24 protein-coding genes are annotated in these 26,806 nt (G+C 61.8%); 22 read left to right on the top strand and 2 right to left on the bottom strand.

Annotation, left to right across the window (positions count from 1 at the left end; translation table 11 throughout):
- Nucleotides 1-3 precede the first annotated feature (3 nt).
- From WNY61_RS05250 to mraY, 5 genes are read left to right on the top strand one after another with little or no spacing between them, the layout of a single operon-like run.
- Nucleotides 4-384, top strand: coding sequence for a hypothetical protein (locus tag WNY61_RS05250; protein ID WP_007119414.1), 381 nt, complete (start codon nt 4-6; stop codon nt 382-384).
- A complete protein-coding gene (locus tag WNY61_RS05245) occupies nt 381-2,168 on the top strand; it encodes a penicillin-binding protein 2 (RefSeq protein WP_342850398.1) in 1,788 nt (595 codons plus the stop codon). Before WNY61_RS05250 ends, WNY61_RS05245 begins: the two co-directional genes overlap by 4 nt.
- Before the next feature lie 12 nt (nt 2,169-2,180).
- Nucleotides 2,181-3,662 carry a UDP-N-acetylmuramoyl-L-alanyl-D-glutamate--2,6-diaminopimelate ligase gene (locus WNY61_RS05240; protein WP_342850397.1) on the top strand — a complete coding sequence of 494 codons (1,482 nt, stop codon included), beginning with the start codon at nt 2,181-2,183 and terminating at the stop codon, nt 3,660-3,662.
- Nucleotides 3,659-5,092: a UDP-N-acetylmuramoyl-tripeptide--D-alanyl-D-alanine ligase gene (gene murF, locus WNY61_RS05235; RefSeq protein ID WP_342850395.1), complete on the top strand. Its 1,434-nt coding sequence runs from the start codon at nt 3,659-3,661 to the stop codon at nt 5,090-5,092. The genes WNY61_RS05240 and murF overlap by 4 nt, the downstream gene beginning before the upstream one ends.
- A 40-nt stretch (nt 5,093-5,132) precedes the next feature.
- Nucleotides 5,133-6,215, top strand: a complete 1,083-nt coding sequence (mraY, locus tag WNY61_RS05230; protein ID WP_342850393.1) for a phospho-N-acetylmuramoyl-pentapeptide-transferase — start codon at nt 5,133-5,135, stop codon at nt 6,213-6,215.
- Nucleotides 6,216-6,217: 2 nt separating this feature from the next.
- Here the strand turns inward: mraY and WNY61_RS05225 are convergent, their stop codons facing one another.
- Complete coding sequence (locus WNY61_RS05225; protein WP_007119419.1) at nt 6,218-7,144, bottom strand: glutaminase; 927 nt, start codon at nt 7,142-7,144, stop codon at nt 6,218-6,220.
- A 74-nt stretch (nt 7,145-7,218) separates the two neighbouring features.
- Here WNY61_RS05225 and murD point away from each other — a divergent pair, with 74 nt between their 5' ends.
- On the top strand, nt 7,219-8,619 hold the full coding sequence (gene murD / locus WNY61_RS05220) for a UDP-N-acetylmuramoyl-L-alanine--D-glutamate ligase (protein WP_342850391.1): 1,401 nt from the start codon (nt 7,219-7,221) through the stop codon (nt 8,617-8,619).
- Between the two features lie 8 nt (nt 8,620-8,627).
- Here the strand turns inward: murD and WNY61_RS05215 are convergent, their stop codons facing one another.
- The gene (locus WNY61_RS05215; protein WP_342850390.1) at nt 8,628-9,803 is read right to left on the bottom strand and encodes an NAD(P)/FAD-dependent oxidoreductase; all 1,176 of its coding nucleotides are present in this window, start codon (nt 9,801-9,803) and stop codon (nt 8,628-8,630) included.
- Nucleotides 9,804-9,914: 111 nt separating this feature from the next.
- Here WNY61_RS05215 and WNY61_RS05210 point away from each other — a divergent pair, with 111 nt between their 5' ends.
- From WNY61_RS05210 to WNY61_RS05135, 16 genes are all read left to right on the top strand, one after another.
- Nucleotides 9,915-10,442, top strand: a complete 528-nt coding sequence (locus WNY61_RS05210; RefSeq protein WP_342850389.1) for a peroxiredoxin-like family protein — start codon at nt 9,915-9,917, stop codon at nt 10,440-10,442.
- Nucleotides 10,443-10,588: 146 nt separating this feature from the next.
- Entirely contained in the window at nt 10,589-11,755 is a 1,167-nt protein-coding gene (ftsW, locus tag WNY61_RS05205; RefSeq protein WP_007119423.1) for a putative lipid II flippase FtsW, read from the top strand.
- Nucleotides 11,755-12,879, top strand: coding sequence for a UDP-N-acetylglucosamine--N-acetylmuramyl-(pentapeptide) pyrophosphoryl-undecaprenol N-acetylglucosamine transferase (locus WNY61_RS05200; protein WP_342850388.1), 1,125 nt, complete (start codon nt 11,755-11,757; stop codon nt 12,877-12,879). Before ftsW ends, WNY61_RS05200 begins: the two co-directional genes overlap by 1 nt.
- A complete protein-coding gene (gene murC / locus WNY61_RS05195) occupies nt 12,876-14,294 on the top strand; it encodes a UDP-N-acetylmuramate--L-alanine ligase (RefSeq protein WP_342850387.1) in 1,419 nt (472 codons plus the stop codon). Before WNY61_RS05200 ends, murC begins: the two co-directional genes overlap by 4 nt.
- A complete protein-coding gene (locus tag WNY61_RS05190; protein ID WP_342850386.1) occupies nt 14,291-14,542 on the top strand; it encodes a DUF2484 family protein in 252 nt (83 codons plus the stop codon). Before murC ends, WNY61_RS05190 begins: the two co-directional genes overlap by 4 nt.
- On the top strand, nt 14,539-14,805 hold the full coding sequence (locus WNY61_RS05185; RefSeq protein ID WP_007119427.1) for a DUF2484 family protein: 267 nt from the start codon (nt 14,539-14,541) through the stop codon (nt 14,803-14,805). Before WNY61_RS05190 ends, WNY61_RS05185 begins: the two co-directional genes overlap by 4 nt.
- Nucleotides 14,802-15,101, top strand: a complete 300-nt coding sequence (locus WNY61_RS05180) for a hypothetical protein (RefSeq protein WP_342850385.1) — start codon at nt 14,802-14,804, stop codon at nt 15,099-15,101. Before WNY61_RS05185 ends, WNY61_RS05180 begins: the two co-directional genes overlap by 4 nt.
- A 39-nt stretch (nt 15,102-15,140) precedes the next feature.
- The gene (murB, locus tag WNY61_RS05175) at nt 15,141-16,088 is read left to right on the top strand and encodes a UDP-N-acetylmuramate dehydrogenase (protein WP_342850384.1); all 948 of its coding nucleotides are present in this window, start codon (nt 15,141-15,143) and stop codon (nt 16,086-16,088) included.
- 84 nt (nt 16,089-16,172) lie between these two features.
- Complete coding sequence (locus WNY61_RS05170; RefSeq protein WP_342850383.1) at nt 16,173-17,096, top strand: D-alanine--D-alanine ligase; 924 nt, start codon at nt 16,173-16,175, stop codon at nt 17,094-17,096.
- The gene (locus WNY61_RS05165; protein ID WP_342850382.1) at nt 17,084-17,965 is read left to right on the top strand and encodes a cell division protein FtsQ/DivIB; all 882 of its coding nucleotides are present in this window, start codon (nt 17,084-17,086) and stop codon (nt 17,963-17,965) included. The genes WNY61_RS05170 and WNY61_RS05165 overlap by 13 nt, the downstream gene beginning before the upstream one ends.
- Nucleotides 17,966-17,995: 30 nt before the next feature.
- Nucleotides 17,996-19,330, top strand: a complete 1,335-nt coding sequence (gene ftsA, locus WNY61_RS05160; protein WP_040700995.1) for a cell division protein FtsA — start codon at nt 17,996-17,998, stop codon at nt 19,328-19,330.
- Between the two features lie 173 nt (nt 19,331-19,503).
- Nucleotides 19,504-21,114 (top strand): cell division protein FtsZ, encoded by a 1,611-nt coding sequence (gene ftsZ / locus WNY61_RS05155; protein ID WP_342850381.1) that lies wholly within the window; start codon nt 19,504-19,506, stop codon nt 21,112-21,114.
- 207 nt (nt 21,115-21,321) lie between these two features.
- The gene (lpxC, locus tag WNY61_RS05150) at nt 21,322-22,245 is read left to right on the top strand and encodes a UDP-3-O-acyl-N-acetylglucosamine deacetylase (RefSeq protein WP_342850380.1); all 924 of its coding nucleotides are present in this window, start codon (nt 21,322-21,324) and stop codon (nt 22,243-22,245) included.
- Between the two features lie 242 nt (nt 22,246-22,487).
- Nucleotides 22,488-23,354: an outer membrane protein assembly factor BamD gene (locus tag WNY61_RS05145; protein ID WP_342850379.1), complete on the top strand. Its 867-nt coding sequence runs from the start codon at nt 22,488-22,490 to the stop codon at nt 23,352-23,354.
- Nucleotides 23,355-23,387: 33 nt separating this feature from the next.
- Nucleotides 23,388-25,058, top strand: a complete 1,671-nt coding sequence (gene recN / locus WNY61_RS05140) for a DNA repair protein RecN (protein ID WP_342850378.1) — start codon at nt 23,388-23,390, stop codon at nt 25,056-25,058.
- Nucleotides 25,059-25,120: 62 nt separating this feature from the next.
- Nucleotides 25,121-26,806 (top strand): chloride channel protein, encoded by a 1,686-nt coding sequence (locus WNY61_RS05135; RefSeq protein ID WP_342850377.1) that lies wholly within the window; start codon nt 25,121-25,123, stop codon nt 26,804-26,806.

The raw sequence follows: 26,806 nt of genomic DNA, 5'->3' as shown, positions 1-26,806 counted from the left end.
GAGATGCGCACGGTGATGTATATCCTCACCACCATTGCCGTGGTCGGGCTGGCCTTCTGGGCGTACCGCGAGAATTACGCGACCCAACAGGCACTGAGTGACGCCGACCGCTTGCACGCCAATATTCGCGCCGCCCATGCCCGGCTCGCCGTGTTGCGCGCCGAATGGGCGTTTCAGAACCGCCCCGACCGGCTGCGCGATCTGGCCGATCTGAACTTTGACCGTCTTGGCCTTTTGCCACTGCACCCCGGCCAATTCGGTCAGGTCGATCAGGTGACTTACCCACCCGCGCCGATGCTGCCGATCACCGATCCCGTAGATGTCTCGACCATGAATTACGACGCGCTTACCGGCGCGGATGAGTCCGAGGAGGACTTCGAATGATCCGCACCCCGCTGCGCCCTCTGGCCCGTATCCTCGACGCCCGCGAAAAGGGTGAAAACCCCGATGCGATTGAGCGCGAGAACAAGCGGATCCGCCATGAGCAAATGCGTGACAAAGCCCGTATGCGCGCAGAAGGGCGGCTTTTGGTGCTGGGCGTCTGTTTCCTTTGTGCTTTCACCGTCATTGGCGGGCGGATGGGCCTTTTGGCGATGTCTGAGCCTTCCGAGCCGCGCGGCCATGCGCCGGGCGCGGTAATCTCGGCCTCGCGCGCCGATATCACAGACCGCAACGGCAACCTGCTGGCCACGAATTTCGAGACCCACGCGCTTTATGCGCAGCCGCGCCATATGATCGACCCCGAAGCGGCGGCGAAAAAGCTGGTCAAAATCTTTCCCGACCTCAAGGAAGAGCGCCTGATCAAGGACTTCACTGGCAAGCGTAAGTTCCTGTGGATCAAGAAGAAAATTAGCCCTGAGCAGATGCAAGCCGTTCATGACATCGGCGATCCGGGCCTGCTTTTTGCGCCGCGCGATATGCGCCTTTATCCCAACGGCTCGCTGGCGGCGCATGTGCTTGGCGGGGCGAGTTACGGCAAGGAAGGCGTCCACGCCGCCGAGGTGATCGGCGTCGCGGGGGCCGAGAAGTATTTCGATGACTATCTGCGCGATCCGGCCAATGGCGGGACACCGCTGGAGCTGTCGCTTGACCTGACCGTGCAGGCGGCATCGGAACGGGTGCTCTACGGCGGCATGAAATTGATGAACGCCAAGGGTGCCACCAGCATTCTGATGGATGTGCATACCGGCGAAGTGATCTCGGTCGCCTCGCTGCCCGACTTTGACCCCAACAACCGCCCCCGTCCGCTGACCCAAGGGGACGCGTCCGACAGCCCGCTGTTCAACCGCTCGGTGCAGGGGGTTTATGAGCTGGGCTCAACCTTCAAGATTTTTGCAGCCGCGCAGGCGATTGAGTTGGGGCTGTTTAACGCAGACACCATCATCGACACCTCCGGCCCGATGAAGGTCGGCGGGTTCCGCATCGGTGAATTCCGCAACAAGAACTATGGCAAGCTGAGCGTCGCTGACATTATCGTGCACTCCTCCAACCGGGGCACAGGCCGTATGGCGCTTGAGATCGGCATCGAGCGGCAGCAAGAGTTCCTGAAAAGCCTCGGTTTCTTTGAGCCGACCCCCTTTGAGATCGTCGAAGCTTCTGGCGGGAAGCCACTGCTCCCAAGCCGCTGGACCGAATTGTCGAGCGTCACGATTTCTTATGGTCACGGGTTGTCGAGCACGCCGATGCACCTTGCGGCAGGCTATGCGGCCATCGCCAATGGCGGGCGCGTGGTGAAGCCGACGCTGCTGAAACAATCCGCCCCCCAACTCGGCCCCCGCGTCATGTCAGAAGAGACCGCTGCGCAGGCCCGCAATATGCTACGCAAAGTGGTCACCGATGGCACGGCGAGCTTTGCCGAGGTGCCCGGCTATCAGATCGCGGGCAAGACCGGCACGGCGGACAAACCAAAGCCCACCGGGGGCTATTACGAGGACAAGGTGATCAACACATTCGCTAGCATCTTCCCGATTGATAATCCCAAATATGTGCTGATCGTCACGCTGGACGAACCGGTCGAAACCTCTGGCCCGAAACCACGCCGCACGGCGGGTTGGACAGCCGTACCTGTGGCCGCTGAGATGGTCCGCCGTATTGCGCCATTGCTGGGCCTGCGCCCGGCTGTTGAACCGGTGAACGACGCTGTGCTAACGCTGACCAGCAGCAACTGAAAAGACATCGCTATGACTGACCGGGCCGTACCCCTTTCCTCCCTCGGGCTGACCGCGCGGGCGGGGGCAAATCCTTTGATCACCGGGATCGCCGTGGACAGCCGCGAGGTGCGTGAAGGCATGTTATTCGCGGCCATGCCCGGCAGCCGTGTGCATGGGGCGGAATTCATTCAATATGCTTTGCGGATGGGCGCGGTAGCGGTGCTGACCGATGCAGCTGGGGCCAAGATCGCAGCCGCGGAATTGGCAGGCTCCAACGCCGCGCTGGTGGTCTCCGACTCCCCGCGTGAGGCGCTGGCACGCACGGCGGCGCTGTGGTTCGGTGGCAAGCCTGCCACGATGATCGCGGTGACGGGCACCAACGGAAAAACCTCGGTCTCGACCTTCGTGCGCCAAATTTGGGTTGAGATGGGACTGCCTGCTGTGAACCTTGGTACCACCGGGGTTGAAGGCGCGTGGGCCGCCCCCTTGGCGCATACCACGCCCGAGCCGATCACCCTGCACCGCACCTTGGCTGAGGCCGCCCGAAATGGCATTACCCATGCCGCGATGGAGGCATCGAGCCACGGGCTTGACCAGCGGCGGCTGGATGGGGTGACGCTAAAAGCGGCGGGGTTCACTAACTTTACCCAAGACCACCTTGATTATCACGAGACATTCGAGGCCTATTTCGCCGCCAAGGCCGCGCTTTTCGCCCGCGTTCTGCCCGAAGACGGCACGGCAGTGTTGAACATCGACGACGAAAAGGGCGTCGACATCGCCGCCATCGCCCGCGCGCGGGGCTGTGAGGTCCTCACCGTGGGCCGCGACGGGGGTGATCTGCATTTGCAAGGCCAGCGTTTCGACGCCACCGGGCAAGACCTGCGCTTCACGTGGCGCGGTAAGGCCTATCAGAAGCGGCTCAATCTCATTGGCGGTTTTCAGGGCGACAACGTGTTGCTGGCCGCCGGGTTGGTCATCGCCTGCGGTGCGGACCCGCAGGAGGTCTTCGACACGCTGCCGCATCTCACCACTGTTCGGGGCCGGATGCAGCTTGCCGCCACCCGCGACAATGGCGCGGCGGTCTTTGTCGATTACGCCCATACCCCTGATGCCGTTGCCACCGCACTCGCCGCGATGCGCCCGCATGTGATGGGCCGTCTGGTCGCCATCATCGGCGCGGGCGGGGACCGGGACCGGGCCAAACGCCCTCTGATGGGGCAGGCAGCAGCAGAGAATGCGGATATGGTGATCGTCACAGACGACAACCCGCGCAGCGAAGACCCGGCCAGCATCCGTGCCGCGGTACTGGACGGCGCGCCCGATGCGATGGAGGTCGGCGACCGCGCCGAAGCGATCCTGCGCGGCGTTGACGCGCTGGAGCCGGGCGACGCGCTGCTGATCGCGGGCAAAGGCCATGAGACGGGGCAGACTGTGGGTGACGATGTGCTGCCCTTTGACGATGTGGAACAGGCCAGCGTAGCCGTGGCGGCACTGGACGGGAGATTGGCATGAGCCTTTGGACAGCGACGGAAGCGGCGGAAGCCACGGGCGGTAAAGCGCAGGGAGATTGGGCGTGCAACGGTGTCTCGATCGACACACGGACCCTGCAACCGGGAAACCTCTTCGTGGCGCTCAAAGCCGCGCGGGATGGGCATGAATTCGTGGCGCAAGCGCTCGACAATGGGGCGGCTGCCGCGCTCGTGACCCATGTGCCCGAAGGCCTGGCCGAAGATGCGCCGCTGTTGATCGTTGAAGATGTGCAAACCGCGCTTGAAGCGCTTGGTCGGGCAGGGCGTGCGCGTCTTGGCCCGCAGGCCAAGGTCGCGGCGGTGACGGGGAGCGTGGGCAAGACCTCGACCAAAGAAATGCTGCTGGCGATCTTTGGCGATCAGGGCAAAGCCCATGCCAGCGTCGACAGCTACAACAACCATTGGGGCGTGCCGCTGACGCTGGCGCGCATGCCGCGTGATACGGATTACGCGGTGATCGAAATCGGTATGAACCACCCCGGAGAAATTGCGCCCCTTGCCAAACAGGCGCAGCCCCACGCGGCGATGGTGACCAATGTCGCCGCCGTCCACCTCGAAGCCTTCAAGGATGTCGCCGCCATCGCGGTGGAGAAGGCCAGCATCTTCGACGGGATGGAGCCGGGCGGCGTGGCGGTGATTAACGCCGACCATGAACATAGCGATATCGTGCTCGACAAGGCGCTGGAACGGGGCCTGCGCGAGACGACCTTTGGTCAAGCGGGCCATCACTACAAGCTGGGCGAGGTCAAAGTGCAGGGCGATGCCACCGTGGCCCAAGCAGAGGTCGAAGGCGCGCCGCTGATCTTCAAGATTGACACTCCGGGGCGGCATTTTGCGATGAACGCGCTTGGCGCACTGGCACTGGCCGAGGCGCTTGGCGCGGATCGGGCGCTGGCGGTGCAATCGCTGGGCCGCTGGTCGCCTTATGCCGGACGCGGGGTGCGTGAGCGCATCCAACTGGACCCCGTGGATACCCATTTGGCGCTGGAGTTGATCGACGACAGCTATAACGCCAACCCGACCTCGATGGCCGCAGCACTTGAAGTGCTGGCGGCCTCGGAAGTGACCCATGACATTGGCCGTGTCAGCAAGGGGCGGCGGATTGCCTTTGTCGGCGATATGAAAGAACTCGGCCCCGAGGCGTTAGCGCTGCATGCAGGGCTGGCCGATCTGGAGGCTACCCGCGCGCTTGACGTGGTGCATTGCGTCGGTCCGTTGATGAAAGCCTTCTACGACAACCTGCCCGAACACCAACGTGGCGATTGGACAGAGACCGCCGAAGAAATGTTGCAAGGTCTCCGCAGTCGTCTGGATTCCGGCGACGTCGTGCTGATCAAAGGGTCGCTTTCGATGAAGCTGGGCAGTATTGTTGACGCCATCCGCAAAATGGGCCATCCGGTCCCGACCGCCTGATTGGCGAATAACCCCAACATGATGAGTTAGGACGCGATATATGCTCTATTGGTTGACGCTGCTGTCTGATGGCGGCGATTTCTTTAACCTGTTTCGCTATATCACCTTCCGCGCAGGCGGGGCGTTTTTCACGGCGCTTGTTTTTGGGTTCCTGTTCGGCAAACCGCTGATCGAGGTGTTGCGCAAACGGCAGGGTAAGGGCCAGCCCATTCGCGATGATGGCCCCGAAGGGCATTTCGCCAAGGCCGGCACGCCAACGATGGGCGGGCTGTTGATCGTTGGCGCGCTGCTGACATCTACCTTGCTTTGGGCGCGGCTGGACAATCCGTATATCTGGTTGGTGCTGTTCGTAACGATGAGTTTCGCGGCCATCGGCTATGCGGACGATCATGCCAAAGTGAGCAAGCAAAATTCTGACGGCGTGCCAGGCAAGGTGCGACTTTTGTTAGGTTTTCTGATCGCAGGCATCGCGGGCTACTGGGCCGCGCAATATCACCCTGCCGAGCTGCAGTACCAACTGGCTTTGCCGGTGTTCAAAGATACGCTTGTGAACCTTGGTATTCTGTTCGTGCCTTTCGCGATTATCGTGATTGTCGGATCGGCAAATGCGGTGAACCTTACCGACGGGCTGGATGGTCTGGCGATTATGCCGGTGATGATCGCGGCCGGGGCGCTTGGCGTTATCGCTTATGCCGTGGGACGTGTCGATTTCACCGACTACCTTGATGTGCATTACGTGCCGGGCACGGGCGAAATCTTGATCTTTACCGCTGGGATTTTCGGCGGGGGGCTTGGGTTCTTGTGGTACAACGCGCCACCCGCGGCCGTCTTCATGGGCGACACAGGTTCGCTTGCACTCGGCGGCGCTTTGGGAGCCATCGCTGTGGCGACGAAACACGAGCTGGTACTGGCAATTGTTGGTGGCCTCTTCGTGGTCGAGGCACTTTCGGTCATCATTCAGGTGCTCTACTTCAAGCGCACCGGCAAGCGCGTCTTCCTGATGGCGCCAATCCACCACCACTATGAGAAAAAGGGCTGGGCAGAGCCGCAGATCGTGATCCGTTTCTGGATCATCTCGCTGATCCTCGCCCTGCTGGGGCTGGCGACGCTCAAGGTCCGTTAAGCCTAGAAGATCGACCAATCCATGTGACGCGCCAAAAGGGCCAATGCTTCGGTGCCCTTTTGGCTGTTGCCATAGCGGTTCAACCCCGGCGACCAGACCGCGATGCTGGCGCGTCCCGGGACGATCGCCAGAATGCCGCCCCCTACGCCAGATTTGCCCGGCAGGCCGACCCGGTAGGCGAAATCGCCTGACCCATCGTAATGCCCGCAAGTCAGCATCAGCGCATTCAAACGCCGGATGCGGCTGGGTGCGACCAAGCGCGGCACCTCAGGCGCTTCGATGAGGAAACGGCCCGCCATCGCAAGCTGCTCTACCGTCATCTCCATCGCGCAGTGGTGGAAATAGGTGCCGAGCGTCCGCTCCGGCGCGTTGATGAGATTGCCATAGGATTTTAAAAAATGCGCCAGCGCGAAATTGCGGTGGCCGAAATCGGTCTCTGACGCGGCGACGGTGTCATTAATGTGGATGTCATCAGTGCCCGCGGCCTCGCGTACGAAGCGCATGATTTCAGCCAGCGCTTCGCGCGGCTCACGGTTGCCCAAGACTTCATCTGTTGTAACAATCGCGCCCGCATTGATGAACGGATTGCGGGGGCGGCCCTGTTCCTGCTCCAACTGGACGATGGAGTTGAACGCCCGCCCCGAAGGCTCACGCCCCACACGGTGCCAAAGTTGATCGCCAGACCGGCCAAGGGCGATCGCCAACGTAAAGACCTTGGTGATCGACTGCACCGAAAAGGGCACCTGTGTGTCGCCCGCCACATGGCATTGGCCGTCCGCCGTCACCACCGCGATGCCGAACTGTGCCGGATCCACCGTGGCCAATTGCGGAATATAGGCCGCCACATCGCCCCAATGGTCATCTTCGCGCATCATGTCATTGAGGCGCGGCAACACATCGTTAAGGTCAGGTTTGGCGGGGCTGGACATCTTGGACGGCCTCTGGCTTGTGATGAGCGCATCATGCCCCCATTCTGGGGCCAACGGGTAGCAGGGGTTTGCAGATGATTCCAGTACAGGGCTTGGAAGGCGCACGCGTGGCGGTGCTGGGATTGGGCCGCTCTGGCCTGAGCGCGGCGCGCGCGTTGCAGGCGGGCGGGGCTAAGGTAAGCTGTTGGGACGATGACCCAGCCGCACGGGCGCGGGCCGAAGGGGAGGGGTTTGCCTGTGTTGACCTCAACAGCCCCGGCGCGCTCGACAAAATCACCCGGCTGATCGTCAGCCCCGGCATTCCACACCTCTATCCTGCGCCGAACCCTGTGGTTGCGGCGGCACTCGTCGCGGGGGTGCCGGTTGATAATGACATTGGCCTTTTCTTCCAAAGCTTTGCGACACTGGCATGGGATCACTACGATGTGGCGCCGCGCGTCGTGGCGGTGACCGGCTCGAACGGCAAGTCCACCACCTCGGCGCTGATCCATCACATTCTGGAGCATGTCGGGCGGCCCTGCCAATTGGCGGGTAACATCGGGCGCGGAGTGCTGGACCTTGACCCGGCAGTGGATGGCGAAGTCGTCGTGCTGGAACTGAGCAGCTATCAGACCGAACTTGCCCGCGCGCTCACGCCCGATGTGGCTGTCTTTACCAACCTCAGCCCCGACCATCTGGACCGTCACGCAGGGATGGGCGGCTACTATGCCGCGAAGCGTCGTCTGTTTGCCGAAGGCGGGCCAGACCGCGCCGTCATCGGTGTGGACGAGGCCGAGGGCTGTTTCCTCGCCGGGCAAATGAGCGAGGGACCAAGCGATGACCGGGTGATCCGCATCAGTGCGGAGACCAAACTCTCCGGCCCCGGCTGGCAGGTCTTTGCCAAAAAAGGGTTTTTGAGCGAATACCGGCGCGGCAAACAGGTCGGCTCGATCGATCTTCGCAGCATTCAGGGGCTGCCGGGCGCGCATAACCACCAGAACGCCTGTGCGGCCTATGCCGCCTGCCGCGCGCTTGGCCTCGCCCCGCGCGTGATCGAAGCGGCGTTCCACAGTTTCGGCGGCTTGCCGCACCGTTCACAGACCGTGGCCGAGGCGAATGGCGTGCGTTATGTCAACGACAGCAAAGCCACCAACGTCGACAGCGCGGCCAAGGCGCTTGCGGCCTTCCGCAATATCCGCTGGATCTGCGGCGGGTTGGAGAAAGAGGGCGGGCTGAAAGGTCTGGCGGAGGCCCAAGGGTCAGTACGCAAGGCCTATGTCATTGGCCGCGAGGCTGCGCATTTTGCCATGCAGTTGACGACCGAAGCCGAAGTCTGCGGCACGATGGAAAAAGCCGTGGCGCGCGCGGCGGCAGAGGCGGAAGAGGGCGATGTTGTCCTGCTTGCCCCGGCTGCGGCGAGTTTCGATCAATATGACAATTTCGAACGGCGCGGTGAGGATTTCGTGGCGCAGGTGCAGAAGGTTTTGGCGGAGTAGGGCAGGGCCTAGCCGCCAATCGCCCGCGCCGCCGCCATGCCCGACGACCACGCCCACTGGAAGTTATACCCGCCGAGCCAGCCGGTCACGTCCACAGCTTCACCGATGAAATAAAGCCCGGGCACCTCTTTCGCCGCCATGGTCTTGGATGAGAGCGCGTCGGTATCCACGCCGCCAAGGGTCACCTCCGCCGTGCGGTAGCCTTCGGTTCCGCCGGGGTGCAATTGCCAATTCTGTAGCGCTTCGACGAAGGTGGTCAGCCGTGCGTCCGACCAATCAGCGAGGTTGCCCGAGAGATCGAACTCTTGCCCAAGATACTCGACCAACCGCGACGGTAAGTGTTGCGCGAGGATGGTGGTAAAGTTGCGCCGCCCGGACTGCTGCCGCTGATCGCGCAATGCGCCCAGAAGGGCTCCTTCAGGGGCGAGGTTCACCGTGATCGCTTCGCCCTCGTGCCAGTAAGATGACGCCTGCAGAACTGCGGGGCCTGAGAGGCCACGGTGGGTGAACAGCAGCGCCTCGTCAAAGCCCGTGGCACCGGCAGTGATACGGACAGGCGTCGCCACCCCGGCCAGCGGGGCAAAGCGGCCGTCGGCAAAGGTGAAAGGCACCAGCCCCGCGCGTGTGTCCGTCACTTTCAGGCCGAACTGGCGCGCGATGTCATAGGCGATGCCGGTCGCGCCCATCTTGGGGATCGATTTGCCGCCTGTGGCAATCACGAGGTTGCGCGCGGTTACTTTTACCGTCTTATCAGGTGTTTGCAGGTCAAAGGTGAAGTGGCCTTCAACCTTTTCAAAATTGCGCGCGCTGCTTTGCAACTGCAGATCAACCCCGGTCTGCTGCATCAACCCGCGCAGCATGGCGATAATCTCTTTCGCGCTGGTATCGCAGAAAAGCTGACCCAAGGTTTTCTCATGCCACGCGATGCCGTGGCGATCGACCAGCTCGATAAAATCCCACTGGGTATAGCGCGCCAATGCGGATTTCGCGAAATGAGGGTTCTCGCTGAGAAAAGCCTGCGGCTCGCAATACATATTGGTGAAGTTGCAGCGCCCGCCGCCTGAGATGCGGATTTTTTCGCCCGGCGCTTTCGCATGATCGACGATCAACACCCGCCCGCCTGCGTGGGCGGCGCACATCATGCCTGCGGCACCGGCTCCAATAATGGCTGTATCGACTTGCATGGGCGCGCTCTGCCCGAATGCGCGGCCCCGGTCAAGAAGACGTGACAGCGGTTGTCGGATCACTAAAGCGTCATAGTTGGGGTGCAGACGCAAATTAAACAGGAGCAGAGAATGACCAAACTGACCGCAGAACAAGATTTTCCGAAAATGGACGTGGCCAAGCTGGGCGGCGGCACGCTGACCTTGGGCAACCCCCAAGAGGGGCGCGATTGGCAGCTGGTCGTGGTCTACCGTGGGCTGCACTGCCCGATCTGCAAAAAATACCTCGCGCAGCTTGAGAAACTGCAAAGCCAGTTTCATGAGATCGGCGTTGATGTGATCGCGGTTTCTGGCGATCCGGAGGAAAAGGCCAAATCAATGGCCGAGGAAGACAGCCTAACTCTGCCCATCGGCTATGATATGAGCCTCGCGCAGATGGCTGAACTTGGTCTTTATATCTCTGATCCGCGCAGCCCGCAGGAAACCGACCGGCCCTTCGCCGAGCCTGCGACCTTTGTGATTAACGAGGAAGGCAAGCTGCAGATCATCGACATCTCCAACGCGCCCTTTGCGCGCCCCGACTTGGAAGGTCTGCTGAACGGGCTCAAGTTCATCCGCGACAAAGGCTATCCAGTGCGCGGTACCCATAAGGCGGCTTGATCGCTCAATGGCGGGGCCTTGCACGGCCCCGCCGACTCTACGCGCCGTCTACGGGTGAAATGCACTAGCTTCATATAACAATTCGGGCTACTCTGCCCGGATGAGACCCCGCAAAGGGGCCGTTGAGGCAGTTAAGGCAGATACCCATGACAGAGATGGTCTATGGCGCGGTCCCGGTACGGGATGGTGAACCGATTCTTCCAAAATGGTGGCGTACAGTCGACCGCTGGGCGTTGTCCGGCGTGTTGATTTTGTTTGCCGTTGGCATCTTGCTGGGGCTGGCTGCGTCGCCGCCTTTGGCGTCGAAAAATGGCTTTGATCCCTTCCACTATGTGCAGCGACAAGCGTTCTTCGGCGGATTGGCGTTGATTGCGATGCTGTTGACCTCGATGATGTCGCCGACACTGGTCCGGCGTCTAGCAGTGTTGGGGTTTGTCCTTTCCTTCGTAGCGCTGGCCCTGCTGCCCTTTTTCGGCACCGACTTTGGCAAAGGCGCCACGCGCTGGTACTCGCTGGGCTTTGCCTCGCTTCAGCCGTCCGAGTTTCTCAAACCCGGTTTCATGGTCGCCGCCGCATGGATGATGGCCGCCGCGACCGAGATTAACGGTCCTCCGGGCAAAACTTGGTCCTTTGCGCTGTGTATCTCCATCGTGCTGATGCTGGCGATGCAGCCTGACTTTGGCCAAGCTTGCCTTGTGCTCTTTGGTTGGGGCGTGATGTATTTCGTTGCTGGCGCGCCGATGGTGCTGCTGGTCGGCATGGCAGGGCTGGTGGTTCTGGCAGGCACCTTCGCCTACTCCAACTCCGAGCACTTCGCGCGGCGTATTGACGGCTTTCTCAGCGTCGATGTCGATCCGACCACCCAGCTTGGCTATGCCACCAATGCCATCCGGGAGGGTGGGCTGTTTGGCGTGGGCGTCGGCGAGGGCGAAGTGAAATGGTCGCTGCCCGACGCGCACACCGACTTTATCATTGCTGTCGCCGCCGAGGAATATGGCCTTATTCTGGTCGTCTGTATCATTGCTCTATATACTGTTGTGGTTGTCCGTTCGCTGCTGCGGTTGGTGCGCGAGCGTGACCCTTTCATCCGGCTGGCTGGAACCGGGCTGGCCTGCACATTCGGAGTACAGGCGATGATTAACATGGGTGTGGCAGTGCGGCTTTTGCCCGCAAAAGGCATGACCTTGCCCTTCGTCAGCTACGGTGGCTCTTCGGTGATCGCCAGCGGCATTGCCGTGGGCATGCTCTTGGCCTTTACCCGCTCACGCCCGCAGGGTGAGATCAGCGACATTCTGGGCCGGGGTCGCCGCTGATGGCCGCGCCACTGCTGATCATCGCCGCCGGGGGGACCGGTGGGCATCTGTTTCCGGCACAGGCGCTGGCTGAGGTGATGTTGCAGCGTGGCTGGCGGGTGAAACTCAGCACCGATGCGCGTGGCGCGCGCTATACGGGGGGCTTTCCAGAAGCGGTCGAAATTACCCAGATCAGCAGCGCCACCTTTGCCCGTGGCGGGGTCGCTGCCAAGGCGCTGGTGCCCTTTCGTATCGCCTCTGGCGTGGTGCGCGCGGGGCTGAACATGCTGCGCGACCGGCCTTCAGTTGTTGTGGGCTTTGGTGGCTATCCGTCGATCCCGGCCCTTGGCGCCGCTTGGGCGCTGCGGATGCCACGGATGATTCATGAGCAGAACGGTGTTCTGGGCCGCGTTAACGAGATTTTTGCCAAACGTGTGCATGCGGTGGCCTGTGGCATCTGGCCCACCAAACTGCCCGAGGGCGTGCAGGGCTGGCACGTCGGCAACCCGGTGCGCGCGAGTGTTTTGGACCGTGCAGGGGCCGCCTATATTCCGCCCGGTGACTATCCAATGGAAGTGCTGGTGATGGGCGGCAGCCAAGGCGCGCGCATCCTCAGTGACGTGGTGCCCCCGGCACTGGCCGCTCTGCCGATGAACATGATCCGCAACATCCGCGTCAGCCATCAGGCCCGCGACGAAGACGGTCAGCGGGTGGCTGATTACTATGCCGACTCTGGCATCAGCGCCGATGTGCGCCCTTTCTTTGACGACGTGCCGCGCCGCATGTCCGAAGCGCAGCTGGTGATCAGCCGCTCGGGCGCGTCGAGTGTGGCAGACCTGTCAATCATTGGACGGCCTTCGATCCTGATCCCCTTTGCCGCCGCAGCCGGGGACCATCAAACCGCCAATGCCCGTGGTTTGGTCGAGGCCGGAGCCGCGATCATGGTGCCTGAGCGCAAGGCGAACCCCGAAATCATGACCGAGCAAATCCTCGCGGTGCTGGAGATGCCCCAAGGGGCGTTGCAGATGTCGCGGGCCGCGCTTTCGGTCGGCAAACCCGATGCGGCTGAGACACTGGCTGATATGGTTGAACAGCTTGCATCCCACGGCACGCTGACCCCCGCAGAAGAGGAATACCCCCAATGAACGCCGCCGCCACCAAGTTGCCGACCGATGTCGGCCCGATCCACTTCGTCGGCATCGGCGGTATTGGCATGTCCGGCATCGCCGAAGTGTTGTTGAACCACGGCTACAAGGTGCAGGGGTCTGACCTGAAAACCACCAAAATCACCGTGCGGCTGGCTGAGTTGGGCGGGCGCATCTTTGAAGGCCAAGCGGCTGAGAATATCGAAGGGGCGGCGGTGATCGTGATCTCTTCGGCGATCAAGCCGGGCAATGCCGAGTTGGACGAGGCCCGCCGCCGTGGCTTGCCGGTGGTGCGCCGCGCCGAGATGTTGGCCGAGTTGATGCGCCTGAAATCCAACATTGCCGTGGCCGGCACACATGGCAAAACGACGACCACCACGCTGGTGGCCGAACTGCTTGTTGCGGGGGGCATCGACCCCACTGTGGTAAACGGCGGCATCATCCACGCCTATGGCTCCAACGCGCGGATGGGGCAGGGCGAATGGATGGTGGTTGAGGCCGATGAGAGCGACGGCACCTTTAACCGGCTGCCGGCCACTATTGCCATCGTCACCAACATCGACCCCGAGCATATGGAGCATTGGGGTGATTTCGACACGCTACGCCAAGGCTTTCTGAACTTCGTGTCGAACATTCCTTTCTACGGTCTGGCCGTCTGTTGCACCGATCACCCCGAAGTGCAGTCTTTGGTGGGCAAGCTGACAGACCGCCGCGTCATGACCTATGGCTTTAATGCGCAGGCCGATGTCCGCGCGGTGGGGCTTCATTATAAGGACGGCGTGGCGCATTTCGATGTGCATCTGCAGTCCGAGGATATGGTCATTGAAAACTGCGCCCTGCCGATGCCGGGCGATCACAACGTCTCAAACGCACTGGCGGCAGTGACCGTGGCGCGGCACCTCGGCATGAAACTTGAGCAAATCCGTGCCGCCTTGGGCAGTTTTGGCGGCGTTAACCGTCGCTTTACCCGCGTGGGCGAAGTTGATGGGGTGACGGTCATTGATGACTATGGCCACCACCCGGTCGAAATCTCTGCCGTGCTCAAAGCTGCGCGGCAGGCCAGCAAGGGGCGTGTTATCGCAGTTCACCAGCCGCACCGCTACTCGCGTCTGAGCCATCACTTTGATGAGTTCTGCGCCTGTTTTAACGACGCCGATGTCGTGGGCATCACCGATGTCTATGCCGCGGGCGAAGAGCCGATCCCCGGTGCCGACCGCGATGGTCTGGTTGCCGGCCTCATCCAACACGGACACCGCCACGCCTATGCGGTCGAGGATGCGGAGGCGTTGACCCAACTGGTCCTACGCGAGGCGCGAGCGGGCGATATGGTCGTCTGCCTTGGGGCTGGTACGATCAGCGCATGGGCCAATGATCTGCCGGAGGCACTGCGCGCCGCCAAAGAGGCCGCCGCGTGACGTTGGTCTGGCTGTCGATCCTCTGGGTCTTCGCCGCCGTGACCGTGGCCATGCTGCCTCTGCGTTCCCAGTATCTGCCGGGGGTGAACTTGCTGATCGCAGCCCCGGCTTTGATCATCGCCATCGGGATGACCTATTCATGGGCCTTGGCGTTGCTGGCGCTTTTGGCGTTCCTGTCAATGTTTCGTAATCCGCTGCGCTATCTTTGGGCGCGGTTGCGGGGCCGGAAACCGGAGCTGCCGAAATGAGCCTTTCTCTCATCCTCGCCTGTTTTTGGTTCGTCATTGCGAATGTTCTGGCCATGACGCCGAGCAAGGACTTTCATTGGCGCAGCGCCTATATGCTGATCGCTGCTGGCATTCCAATCGTTGGCTTTGTCACCGCGCAGCATGGCCCGTGGCTGGGTCTGTTGGTGCTGGCGGGGGGCTGTTCGGTGCTGCGTTGGCCCGTGATCTATTTCGCGCGCTGGCTGCGCCGTGGGGCAGGGCGGGTCAAAGGACCGGCAGAATGACCCTAACGCCCACGCTTGTCGCGCTGTTGGCTGTTTTCGCACTTTGGCTGATCGCCTGTATCTGGACCGGCTTTCGCGCTCGTGTGCTGTGGTTTTTCGTCGTGTTGGCCGTTGGCCTGTCACTCAACGCCATTTGGATGGTGTTCGGGTTGGACGCACGGGTGTTCGAGCCGCATGCGCTTTTGGCGCAGGTCTCGGTCGTGCTCTACGCCGTGGGCGGATTTGGGCTGGGTTGGCTGGCGGGCCGCGTGGCCAAACGCTGGCGCGAAAGCCGCGTTGATGATCCGCGCTCTTGATGGTTTGCTCTGTCGTGGAAATGAGCTAAGTCCCGCGCCATGAATACGCTGAATATCCCCGACCTGCGCGGCAGGCTGACCCCGAACCGCGATCTGAGCGACCTGACATGGCTGCGCGTTGGCGGCCCTGCGGATTATCTGTTCCAACCTGCCGATATTGAGGATCTGTGCCTCTTCATGCGCCGTTTGCCGCAAGCGGTGTCGGTTTTCCCGATGGGGGTGGGCAGCAATTTGATCGTGCGCGATGGCGGTCTGCGGGCTGTGGTGATCCGGTTGGGCCGTGGCTTCAACGGGATCGAGATTGACGGCGACCGGGTGACCGCAGGGGCCGCAGCACTGGACGCCCATGTGGCGCGCAAAGCGGCGGACGCGGGGCTGGACCTCACCTTTTTGCGCACCATCCCCGGCAGCATCGGCGGAGCCTTGCGCATGAATGCGGGCTGTTATGGCACTTACACGGCGGATCATTTCGTCTCGGCTCAGGCCGTGACCCGCGCGGGCGAAGTGGTGACCCTCACCGCCGATGACCTTAATTTCCGCTATCGGCAGTCTGATCTGTCGCCCGGCGCGGTGCTGATCGGCGCGACCTTTGCACCGCCCAAGGGGGAGCCGGAGGCGCTTCACGCGCGGATGGAAGAGCAGCTCGCCAAACGCGATGAAACTCAACCCACTAAGGACCGCAGCGCCGGATCGACCTTTCGCAATCCGGCGGGGTTCTCCTCGACCGGGAAGGCAGATGATGTGCACGACCTAAAGGCGTGGAAGGTGATCGACGACGCCGGTATGCGCGGAGCCACCATTGGCGGCGCACAGATGAGCCCGAAACACTCCAACTTCCTCATCAACACCGGAGACGCCACCGCCAATGATCTCGAAACCTTAGGCGAAGAGGTGCGAAAAAAGGTTTACGCTTCAAGCGGTATAGGGCTAGAATGGGAAATTATGCGCATCGGTGAAAAATTGGGTGATCCGGTGTCGCAGGGCTGAGCCTTTGGCTGGCAGCTAAGTGACGGCAAAACAAAGATAACAATGATAGGGGCCGCAAACGGCCCAAGGCAAAGAGGCACTTTGGTGGGTAAGTCGAGCGGACAAACCCCGACAGTGGCGGTATTAATGGGCGGCCCCTCGGCTGAGCGCGAGGTGTCCTTGTCCAGTGGGCGTGCATGCGCCGCTGCCTTGCGGGAACATGGCGGGTATAACGTGATCGAGGTCGAAGCCGACCGCGACCTCGCTGCTGTTTTGACCGACCTCAAGCCCTATGCCGTTTTGAACTGCTTGCATGGCCGCTGGGGCGAAGATGGCTGCGTGCAGGGGCTGCTTGAGTGGCTCCATATCCCTTATACACATTCTGGCGTGCTGGCTTCGGCGCTGGCGATGGACAAGCAACGGTCCAAGGACGTGTTCCGCCACGCGGGACTGCCGGTGCTGGAAAGCATGATTGCGCCCAAGGCCGATGTCATGGCAGGCCATGTGATGGCGCCGCCCTATGTGGTTAAACCAAATAACGAAGGCTCCTCTGTCGGCGTTTATTTGGTGGCCAAGGAAAACAACGGCCCGCCGCAACTCTCGGAAGATATGCCTGCCGAGGTGATGGTTGAAACCTTCGCCCCCGGGCGGGAACTGACCACCACCGTGATGGGCGACCGCGCGCTGGCGGTGACCGACATCATCACCACTGGTTGGTACGACTACGACGCAAAGTATAAGCCCGGCGGCTCGCGCCACGTGGTGCCCGCCGATTTGCCGCAAGAGATTACCGACCTGTGTTTCGACTATGCCCGCCGCGCCCATGAGGCGCTTGGCTGCAGGGGCGTCAGCCGTACCGATTTTCGCTGGGACGAAGCGCGCGGGCCTGAGGGGTTGATCCTGCTTGAGACCAACACCCAGCCCGGCATGACGGCCACCTCGCTTTCGCCCGAACAGGCCGCCGCCTGCGGCATTTCATTCCCTGAGCTATGCGCTTGGATGGTGGAGGATGCATCATGCGACCGCTGATCCGCCGCCGCCCTGAAACAGGCAAGGCCGACCCCGCCCCCTCGCGGTGGTCATGGCGCATGCAGCGCCTGATGCTCACGCCCGGCTTTCGCTTTGCTCTGCGCGTGGGGCTGCCCTTCACGCTAAGCCTGCTGGTGGGCACAATCTATATGGCGGATGAAGAGCGGCGCGGCACCGTGGTGCAGGCCATCGCCGACGTGCGCTCCAGCATCCAAGAGCGGCCCGAGTTCATGGTTAAGCTCATGGCCATCGATGGCGGCAGCGATATGCTGTCGACGGAAATCCGCACGGCTTTGCCGCTGGAGTTTCCGCTGTCATCCTTTGACCTCGATCTGCCGCAAATACGCGAGAAGATCACGGCGCTTGACGGCGTGAAGCAGGCCAACGTGCGTATCCGCCCCGGTGGCGTGTTGCAAATCGACGTCACGCCGCGTGTGCCCGTTGCCGTTTGGCGCGATGAGACGGGGCTGGCGCTGGTGGACAATACCGGCGCGCATGTGGCACGGATTGACGCGCGCCGCGACCATGCCGATCTGCCCTTGATCGCCGGGGCGGGGGCCGCCAAAGAGGTGCCTGAGGCGCTCAAGTTGATCGCCGCGGCCAATGTACTGGGCGACCGTTTGCGCGGTTTGGTTCGCGTGGGTGGCCGCCGTTGGGATGTGGTGCTGGACCGCGATCAGACGATCATGTTGCCCGAAGAAAACGCGCTGCAAGCGCTGGAACGGGTGATCGCGCTGGAAGGCGCACAAGAAGTCCTCACGCGGGATGTGGCGCGTGTGGACATGAGGTTGGCGGCAAGACCGACCGTTAGAATGAACGAAGATGCCACCCGCGAATGGTGGCACATCAGGCAGCTTTCCGGCCAGTAAGATGGCCATTGGAATCGGGACAGTAACGAAATGATGGACCTATACGACAGTCAGCGTTCGATGCGCCATATGCGCAAAATGGCGATCCAACGTGGGGTGGTTGCCATTCTGGATGTTGGCAGTTCCAAAATTGCCTGTCTGGTGTTGCGTTTTGACGGCATTACCCATGACGGAGAGAACGGCGACATCGGCTCATTGGCCGGGCAATCGGGTTTCCGGGTCATCGGGGCCGCGACCACCCGCTCCCGTGGGGTTCGGTTTGGCGAGATCTGCGCTATGGGCGAGACCGAGCGTGCGATCCGCACAGCACTTCAGGCCGCACAGAAAATGGCCGGTATCCGCGTCGATCACGTCATCGCCTGTTTCTCGGGCGGGGAGCCGCGCAGCTACGGCTTGGATGCGCAGGTCGAACTTGAGGGGCAGTCGGTGTCCGAGCAGGACGTGGCGCGCGTGCTCGCGGATTGCGATGTGCCTGAGTACGGCGAGGGCCGCGAGGTGCTGCACGCACAACCGGTGAACTTTGCGTTGGATCACCGCAGCGGTCTGGCTGATCCGCGTGGCCAGTTGGGCAACAGTCTCTCGGTGGACATGCATATGCTCACCGTGGATGCCGATACGGTGCAGCACCTGGCGCATTGTATCAAACGCTGCGATCTGGAACTGGCGGGCATTGCGTCATCCTCCTATGCCTCGGGTATCTCCGCGCTGGTTGAGGACGAGCAGGAACTCGGCGCGGCCTGTATCGACTTTGGCGGTGGCACCACCGGCGTGTCGATCTTCATCAAGAAACATATGATCTATGCCGATACCGTGCGTATGGGCGGCGATCACGTCACCTCTGATATCTCCATGGGCCTGCAGGTGCCGATGGCCAATGCCGAGCGGATCAAGACCTTCTACGGCGGCGTGCATGCGACGGGCATGGACGACCGCGACATGATCGAGATCGGCGGCGAGACGGGCGACTATGAGCACGACCGCCGCACCGCGAGCCGGGCCGAATTGATCGGCATCATGCGTCCGCGCGTCGAAGAGATCCTCGAAGAAGTTCGCGTTCGGCTGGATGCTGCCGGTTTTGACCACCTGCCAAGCCAACAGATTGTACTTACTGGCGCAGGCAGCCAGATACCGGGGCTTGATGGGCTTGCCAGCAAGATCCTTGGCCAGCAGGTCCGTCTGGGCCGTCCGCTGCGCGTGCATGGGCTGCCGCAGGCGGCAACGGGGCCGGGATTTGCCAGCTCGGTGGGCCTCGCGCTCTTTGCGGCGCACCCACAGGACGAGTGGTGGGATTTCGACATCCCCGCCGACCGTTACCCGTCACGCTCGCTTAAACGCGCGGTGAAATGGTTCAGAGACAACTGGTGACCGCAATATCGGGTGGCAGACCCGAGATAAGGCGGAAACTGGCAAGTTTCTGCCCATATTTAGCGTCAAAACGATGTTTTTTAGGTGACGATCCGGCCCTAGCCCGGTAGGGTCGGGTAAATTTGGTCGAAAAACTCCCGCAGAACGCGGATAACTGGACAGGCGGACAGCACATGACACTCAACCTTTCAATGCCAGGACAAGATGATCTGAAACCCCGTATCACCGTCTTTGGTGTTGGTGGGGCAGGCGGCAACGCGGTCAACAACATGATCGAGAAGCAGCTGGATGGTGTTGATTTCGTCGTGGCGAACACCGACGCTCAGGCACTGCAGCAGGCACAGGCCGAGAACCGCGTCCAGCTAGGCATCAAAGTCACCGAAGGTCTGGGCGCGGGCGCCCGTGCCAGCGTTGGCGCCGCCGCTGCCGAAGAGAGCATTGAGCAGATCGTTGACCACCTTGCTGGCGCGCATATGTGTTTCATCACGGCTGGCATGGGCGGCGGCACCGGTACAGGTGCGGCACCGATCATCGCGCAGGCCGCGCGTGAGCTGGGCGTACTGACCGTTGGCGTCGTGACCAAGCCTTTCCAGTTTGAGGGCGCCAAGCGCATGCGTCAGGCCGAAGACGGTGTTGAGACGCTGCAAAAGGTCGTCGACACGCTGATCATCATCCCCAACCAGAACCTGTTCCGTCTGGCCAACGAAAAGACCACCTTTACCGAAGCCTTCTCGCTCGCCGATGACGTGCTGTATCAAGGTGTGAAGGGTGTGACCGACCTGATGGTCCGTCCGGGCCTGATCAACCTCGACTTTGCCGACGTGCGCGCCGTGATGGACGAGATGGGCAAAGCGATGATGGGCACAGGCGAGGCCGAGGGCGAAGATCGCGCGATCCAGGCCGCCGAGAAGGCCATCGCCAACCCGCTGCTGGACGAAATCAGCCTGCGTGGTGCCAAGGGCGTGCTCATCAACATCACTGGTGGCCACGACCTCACGCTGTTTGAGCTGGACGAAGCGGCCAACCGCATCCGTGAAGAAGTCGACCCCGAAGCAAACATCATCGTCGGCTCCACGCTGGACGAAAGCCTTGGTGGCCTGATGCGCGTCAGCGTTGTTGCCACCGGCATCGACGCCACCGACGTGAACACCGAAATGCCGGTGCCGCGCCGCTCCATGAGCCAGCCGCTGCGTCAGAACGTGTCGGTTGACGATGTTGCCCAGGTTTCCGCCGCCCAAGCGCCTGTCGCGGCTCCGATTGCTGCGGAAATGAAGCAGGAGGTTGAGCAAGCCGCTCTGTTCCAAGACCTTCAGCCGACGCCGCGTGAGCAGGACCGCTACGAAGAAGAGAACGTTGTTGAAGATGATGACGGTCTGCCTGCACCGGCCTACCAGCCCGAAGTCGCCGCATTCGAGCCGCGTCAGGAAGAAACGATCGAAGCCCAGCCTGAAGCCTTCGTTGCACCGCGCGCGCCGACACCCGGCACGCCATCCCCCGAAGCACTGGCCCGTCTGCGCGCCGCTGCTCAAAAGGCCGCCCCTGAGCAGCACCGTCAGGCCCAGCAGCAGCAGGGTGAGCAGGGCGATAAAGGTCGCTTTGGCATCAACTCTCTGATCAACCGGATGACCGGTCACGCCGAAGGCGAAGCACAGCCGCGCCCTGCGCGTCAGCAGCCTCCGGTGCAGACACGCGCTTCTGCAGCTGCGCCGCAGCCGCAAGAAAACAACGATCCCGATCAAGAGCGTATCGAAATTCCTGCCTTCCTGCGCCGTCAGGCCAATTAATCCGATCACGATAATGAACGACAGGGTCGCCTTAGGGCGACCCTTTTTCGTTGTAGATCAGACAATTACAATTGGGGTGGCACTCTAGCGCCCAAATGTTACGGGCATGTTTCAGACCGTTGCAAAGATTGAGTTGAGCAAAACGAACCAGCGCCTTAATCCAGAGTTCAACACACAATAAGATGTTCGAAGCTTGAGGATGATCCGGTGCAGACAACAATTAAATCAGCAGTAAGCTTTTCTGGCACAGGCCTGCATTCCGGCCTGCCTGCGACTGTCACCTTGCGTCCGGCTTCGGCCCATCATGGTATCTGGTTCTCGCGCAGCGATGTGGCTGTGGGTGACCGCATGATCCCGGCCCGTTGGGATGCTGTGAACCGTTCGCCGCTGTGCACCAAGCTGGAAAACCGCACAGGCCTGTCGATCTCTACCGTAGAGCATCTGATGGCCGCCGTTGCGGGCTGCGGCATTCATAACCTGCTGATCGAAATCGACGGTCCAGAAGTGCCGATCCTCGATGGTTCTTCCGTGCCCTTCGTACGGGGCATCATGCAGCGCGGGCTGCGTCAGCTCGCCGCGCCTGTGATGGCCTTCGAAGTCCTGAAAACCGTGACCGTGCAAGACGGCGATGCGACAGCAACGATTTCCCCTGCCGATACGCTGCGGATCGATTTCGAGATCGATTTCGCCGACGCCGCCATCGGTCACCAGCATAAGTCGCTGACCTTGAATAATGGCGCCTTCGCGCGTGAGCTTTGCGACAGCCGTACATTCTGCCGTCAAGCCGACGTCGATGCGATGCAGGCCAATGGTCTGGCGCTTGGCGGCGAGGCTGGTGAAAACGCTGTTGTGTTCGATGGTGATGCGGTTGTTAGCCCCGGCGGTCTGCGTCACGCGGATGAGCCTGTGCGCCATAAGATGCTCGACGCACTTGGTGATTTGGCGCTCGCTGGTGCGCCGCTCTTTGGCCATTACGAAGGCAAACGCGCAGGTCATTCGCTGACAAATACCTTGCTGCGCGCGCTTTTCGCGACACCGGATGCCGTGCGTCTTGTCACCTGCGATGCGGCGCAAGCGGCGCGTCTCCCCGGCTTCGGGCTGGTTTGGAACGAAATCCCACAGGTGGCCTGACCCGACGGTTGCCTAAGATGGTGCCAGACGGCATCTCGCTTCGGCGACGAGTTGCCATTGAACGCCCCGCCAATGCCTTGTATTCACTAATCCAAAGTGACAAGTCTGACCCAGCGATGCGCCGCCGCGCGCCCGGCTGCGGGCGGGGGGTGCAATGGGCGTTTTGCAACGCAGAATATTGTGCTAGTCACATGCGCAAGAGGGTCAAAGACCATGGGTTGGACGATGCAAGGGGTGCGGGCATGACGGTAGCAGGATCGCGCAAGCGGACGATCAGTGCAGTGCTGCTGGTCGCGACACTGGCGGCCTGCGGCGGTGGTGACGGACGCTCGAACGGGAGCTTTTTTAACCCGCAGGAAATCCCGCTTGAAACCTATTCAGCCGAGCAGATTTTTGAGCGTGGCGAATACGAGCTGACCAGCAACAACCCCGGTGAGGCGGCGTTTTATTTCGCTGAGATTGAGCGCCTTTATCCCTATTCCGAATGGGCCAAACGCGCGCTGATCATGCAGGCGTTCGCCTATCACAAGGATCAAGACTACCCCAACAGCCGCTCGGCGGCGCAGCGGTTCATTGATTTCTACCCCGCCGAAGATGACGCCGCTTATGCGCAGTATCTTCTGGCATTGAGCTATTACGACCAGATCGACGAAGTGGGCCGCGATCAGGGTCTGACCTTCCAAGCGCTGCAGTCCCTGCGCGCCGTGATTGAAGGCTACCCGGACAGTGAATATGCCCGCTCTGCGATCCTGAAATTCGACCTCGCCTTCGACCACCTAGCAGGCAAAGAGATGGAGATCGGCCGCTACTACTTGCGCCGCGATCACTATACCGCCGCGATTAATCGCTTCCGCGTTGTGGTGGAGGACTTCCAAACCACGACCCACACGGCTGAAGCGTTGCACCGTCTGGTGGAATCCTACCTTTCGCTTGGTCTGGACAAAGAAGCACAGACAGCGGGGGCAATTTTGGGCCACAACTACCGTGGCTCGGAATGGTACGAAGACAGCTACAAGCTGCTGACAGGCCGTGGCCTTGCCCCTGCCTTCTACAAAGACAATTGGCTGGGGTCAGCCTATCGCCAGACCATCAAGGGCGAGTGGCTTTAAGGGGGGTGGGGCAAACCCATCCAACGGTTCTAGATGCTGCGCGGACTTGATATTTCGGACATGCTGATCATCGACCGGCTGGAGCTTGGCTTCCAGCCGGGGCTGAATGTATTGACCGGTGAAACCGGCGCAGGCAAGTCGATCTTGTTGGATTCGTTAGGGTTTGTGCTGGGCTGGCGCGGGCGCGCTGATTTGGTGCGCCAAGGAGCCGCACAGGGCGAGGTGACCGCTTGGTTCGACCTGCCAGCGGGGCATCCGGCTCATGTGGTGCTCGAAGAGGCGGGGCTGCCTGCCGGGGATGAGTTGATCCTGCGCCGCATCAACACTTCAGACGGGCGCAAAACCGCATGGGTCAATGACCGCCGCTGCTCGGGTGAGGTGCTGCGACGGCTGTCGGAGACGCTGGTGGAGCTGCACGGCCAGCACGATGATCGTGGCCTGCTGAATCCCCGTGGCCACCGCGCCATTCTTGATGATTATGCGAACAACGACCGCGCGATTGCTGGCGTGCGTGAGGCTTGGCTGGCTTTAGGTGCCGCACGTAAAGCTGCCGCCGCTGCCGCCGCCGAACGCGACGCCATCGCCGCCGAGGAAGAGTTCCTGCGCCACGCAGTGGCCGAACTCGACAAGCTTGCCCCAGAGGCAGGCGAGGAAGCCACCCTCGACACCCGCCGCCGCCAGATGCAGGGCGCCGAGAAAATCCGCCGCGATGTGGTCAACGCCTATGAACTGATGGGTCAAGGTGGGGCAGAGACCGCAATGGGCGATGCGCTGCGCTGGCTCGACGGTGTGGCTGACAAGGCCGAGGGCGCGTTGGAAGGACCACTGGCCGCGCTTAACCGTGCGATGGTGGAGTTGGACGAAGCGATGTCCGGCGTGGCTGATGCAATCGACGGCATGTCGTTCGATCCATATGAGTTGGAGGCCTGCGAAGAGCGGCTTTTCGCGATCCGGGGGCTGGCGCGCAAACATGACGTGCAGCCCGATGAGCTGGCCGGTTTCGCTGACACGCTGCGTGCCAAGCTCGACGCGCTCGACGCGGGCGAGGCGGCACAGGCCGGGCTGGAAAAGGCCGTGCGCGACGCACAGGCGCTTTATGACGAACGCGCCAGTGCTTTGACCGAAAAGCGGCGCAGGGCGGCAATCAAGCTCGACAAAGCCGTGGCGGCAGAGCTTGCCCCGCTTAAGATGGAACGCGCCGTTTTTGAGACGCAGTTGACAGAAGACACCTCCGGTCCCGACGGGCGCGATGCGGTGTCTTTCACCGTTGCGACCAACCCCGGCGCACCTGCTGGCCCGTTGGGCAAAATCGCCTCGGGCGGGGAACTTAGCCGTTTTCTTTTGGCACTTAAGGTCTGCCTGACCCAGAGCCAATCCGGCCTCACGCTGATCTTTGACGAGATTGACCGTGGGGTGGGGGGGGCCACTGCTGACGCCGTAGGGCGCCGGCTAAAAGCGCTCGCGGCTGAGGGTCAGGTGCTTGTCGTAACACACTCGCCGCAGGTCGCGGCCCTTGGCGCGCATCACTGGCGTGTGGCCAAATCGGTCACCAAGGGCATGACCACCTCAACAGTCACGCCCCTTGTCGCCGAGGAACGCGTTGATGAAGTCGCGCGAATGTTGGCAGGCGATACGATCACCGACGCCGCCCGCGCCGCGGCCCTGTCTTTGCTGAACGGGCAACAGGACGCAACTACTTCTTAAATGGCGGTTTTACCCAAGGTCAGCTTGGCCTAGACAGGAAGGGTCCAACTGGTCAAAGTCCCATGCCCCCGCAAGATAACTCATTCTTCTCGCAACAATTCGATCAGGCGCTTGGCGGCTGTAAATTGGGCTGGCAAGTGCTGCGCACGCGCGGTCCGGGCAAGATCACATTTTGGTTCATCGCCTTGCTGGTCGGCATTGCCGCAGGTTTCGCCGCGCTGTTTTTCCGTAAGGGGATCAACTGGTTACAAGCAACACTTTATGGCACCGATGATGTACAATTCCTGCACAGCTTTCTAGCCGGGCTGCCTTGGTATTGGGTGGTGCTGATCCCGACTTTTGGCGGGCTTACTGTGGGGTTAATCCTGCACCGTTTCACCCGCGACGGGCGGGCGCGCAGCGTCGGCGATGTGATCCTTGGTGCCGCCATGCACGACGGTCGGGTTGAAACGCGTGCTGGCGTGGCGTCAGCACTTGCCTCGCTCATCACCCTGTCGACGGGCGGGTCATCGGGCCGCGAAGGGCCGGTGGTGCATTTGGCCGCCGTGATCTCCACCAAGGTCAGCCGCCTGATCAAAGCCGACGGGATCACCGGGCGTGATCTCTTGGGCTGCGCGGTGGCCGCAGCGGTTTCGGCTAGTTTTAACGCCCCCATCGCCGGTGCGCTCTTCGCGCTCGAAGTTGTGCTGCGGCATTTTGCGGTCCACGCCTTTGCCCCCATCGTCATCGCCTCGGCAGCGGGCACGGTGATCAACCGGCTGGAATTTGGCGGGCTGACCGAGTTCGTCTTACCCAGCCTTGGCGACGTGCAATTCTATGTCGAACTGCCCGCCTTCCTGCTGTTGGGCCTGACCTGCGGTTTGGTCTCTGTCGTGCTGATGCGGTCAATCTTCTGGGCCGAGGATTTTGGCAATTACCTCCAAGCCCGCACGGGCCTTGCTCGCTGGCTGCGTCCCGCGGTGGCGGGGGCGATCCTTGGCATCATCGCGCTCTGGTTCCCGCATATCATTGGCGTCGGCTATGAGACGACCTCCCGCGCGCTGGTGGGTGAGCTGGTACTACACGAGGTGATCATATTTGCCGTGCTCAAGGTCGCCGCCGTGGCGATCACACTGGGCGGACGCATGGGCGGTGGTGTCTTCTCGCCTTCGCTGATGGTGGGCGCGCTCACGGGGCTGGCCTTCGGCTTGATCGCCACTGGCGTCTTCCCCGAAATCTCAGGTTCTTCATCGCTCTACGCGCTGGCTGGCATGGGGGCCGTGGCCGCCGCCGTACTCGGCGCGCCGATCTCGACCACGCTCATCGTCTTTGAAATGACCGGGGATTGGCAGACCGGCCTCGCCGTCATGGTTGCCGTCAGCATGTCGACGGCACTGGCGTCAAAGCTGGTGGACCGCTCGTTCTTCCTGACCCAGATGGAGCGGCGCGGGATCCATCTGGCCGCAGGCCCGCAGGCCTATCTGCTGTCGATGTTCTTGGTGGGCCGCATCATGCGCCGCCCTGATGACAAAGACGCGGCCTCAGTAGACGCCTGTTGGGACCTAATCGACAAAGGCACCTATATCGACGGCAGCGCCACGCTAGAGGCCGCATTGCCCCTGTTTGACCAGACACACTCCAACTTTATCCCGGTGGTCACCCTCAGCGCAGATGCGCCGCCCGAATTGCTGGGCGCGCTGTTCCATGTTGATGCGCTGAAGGCCTATAACCGCGCCTTGGCCGCCACAGCGGCCGAGGAGCATTCCTGA

Origin of the sequence: Sulfitobacter sp. AS92, from assembly GCF_038900015.1 — a bacterium.
Taxonomy (GTDB): domain Bacteria; phylum Pseudomonadota; class Alphaproteobacteria; order Rhodobacterales; family Rhodobacteraceae; genus Sulfitobacter.
The sequence above is the reverse complement of the archived record's forward strand: the minus strand, read 5'-3'. Positions and strand labels throughout refer to the sequence as shown.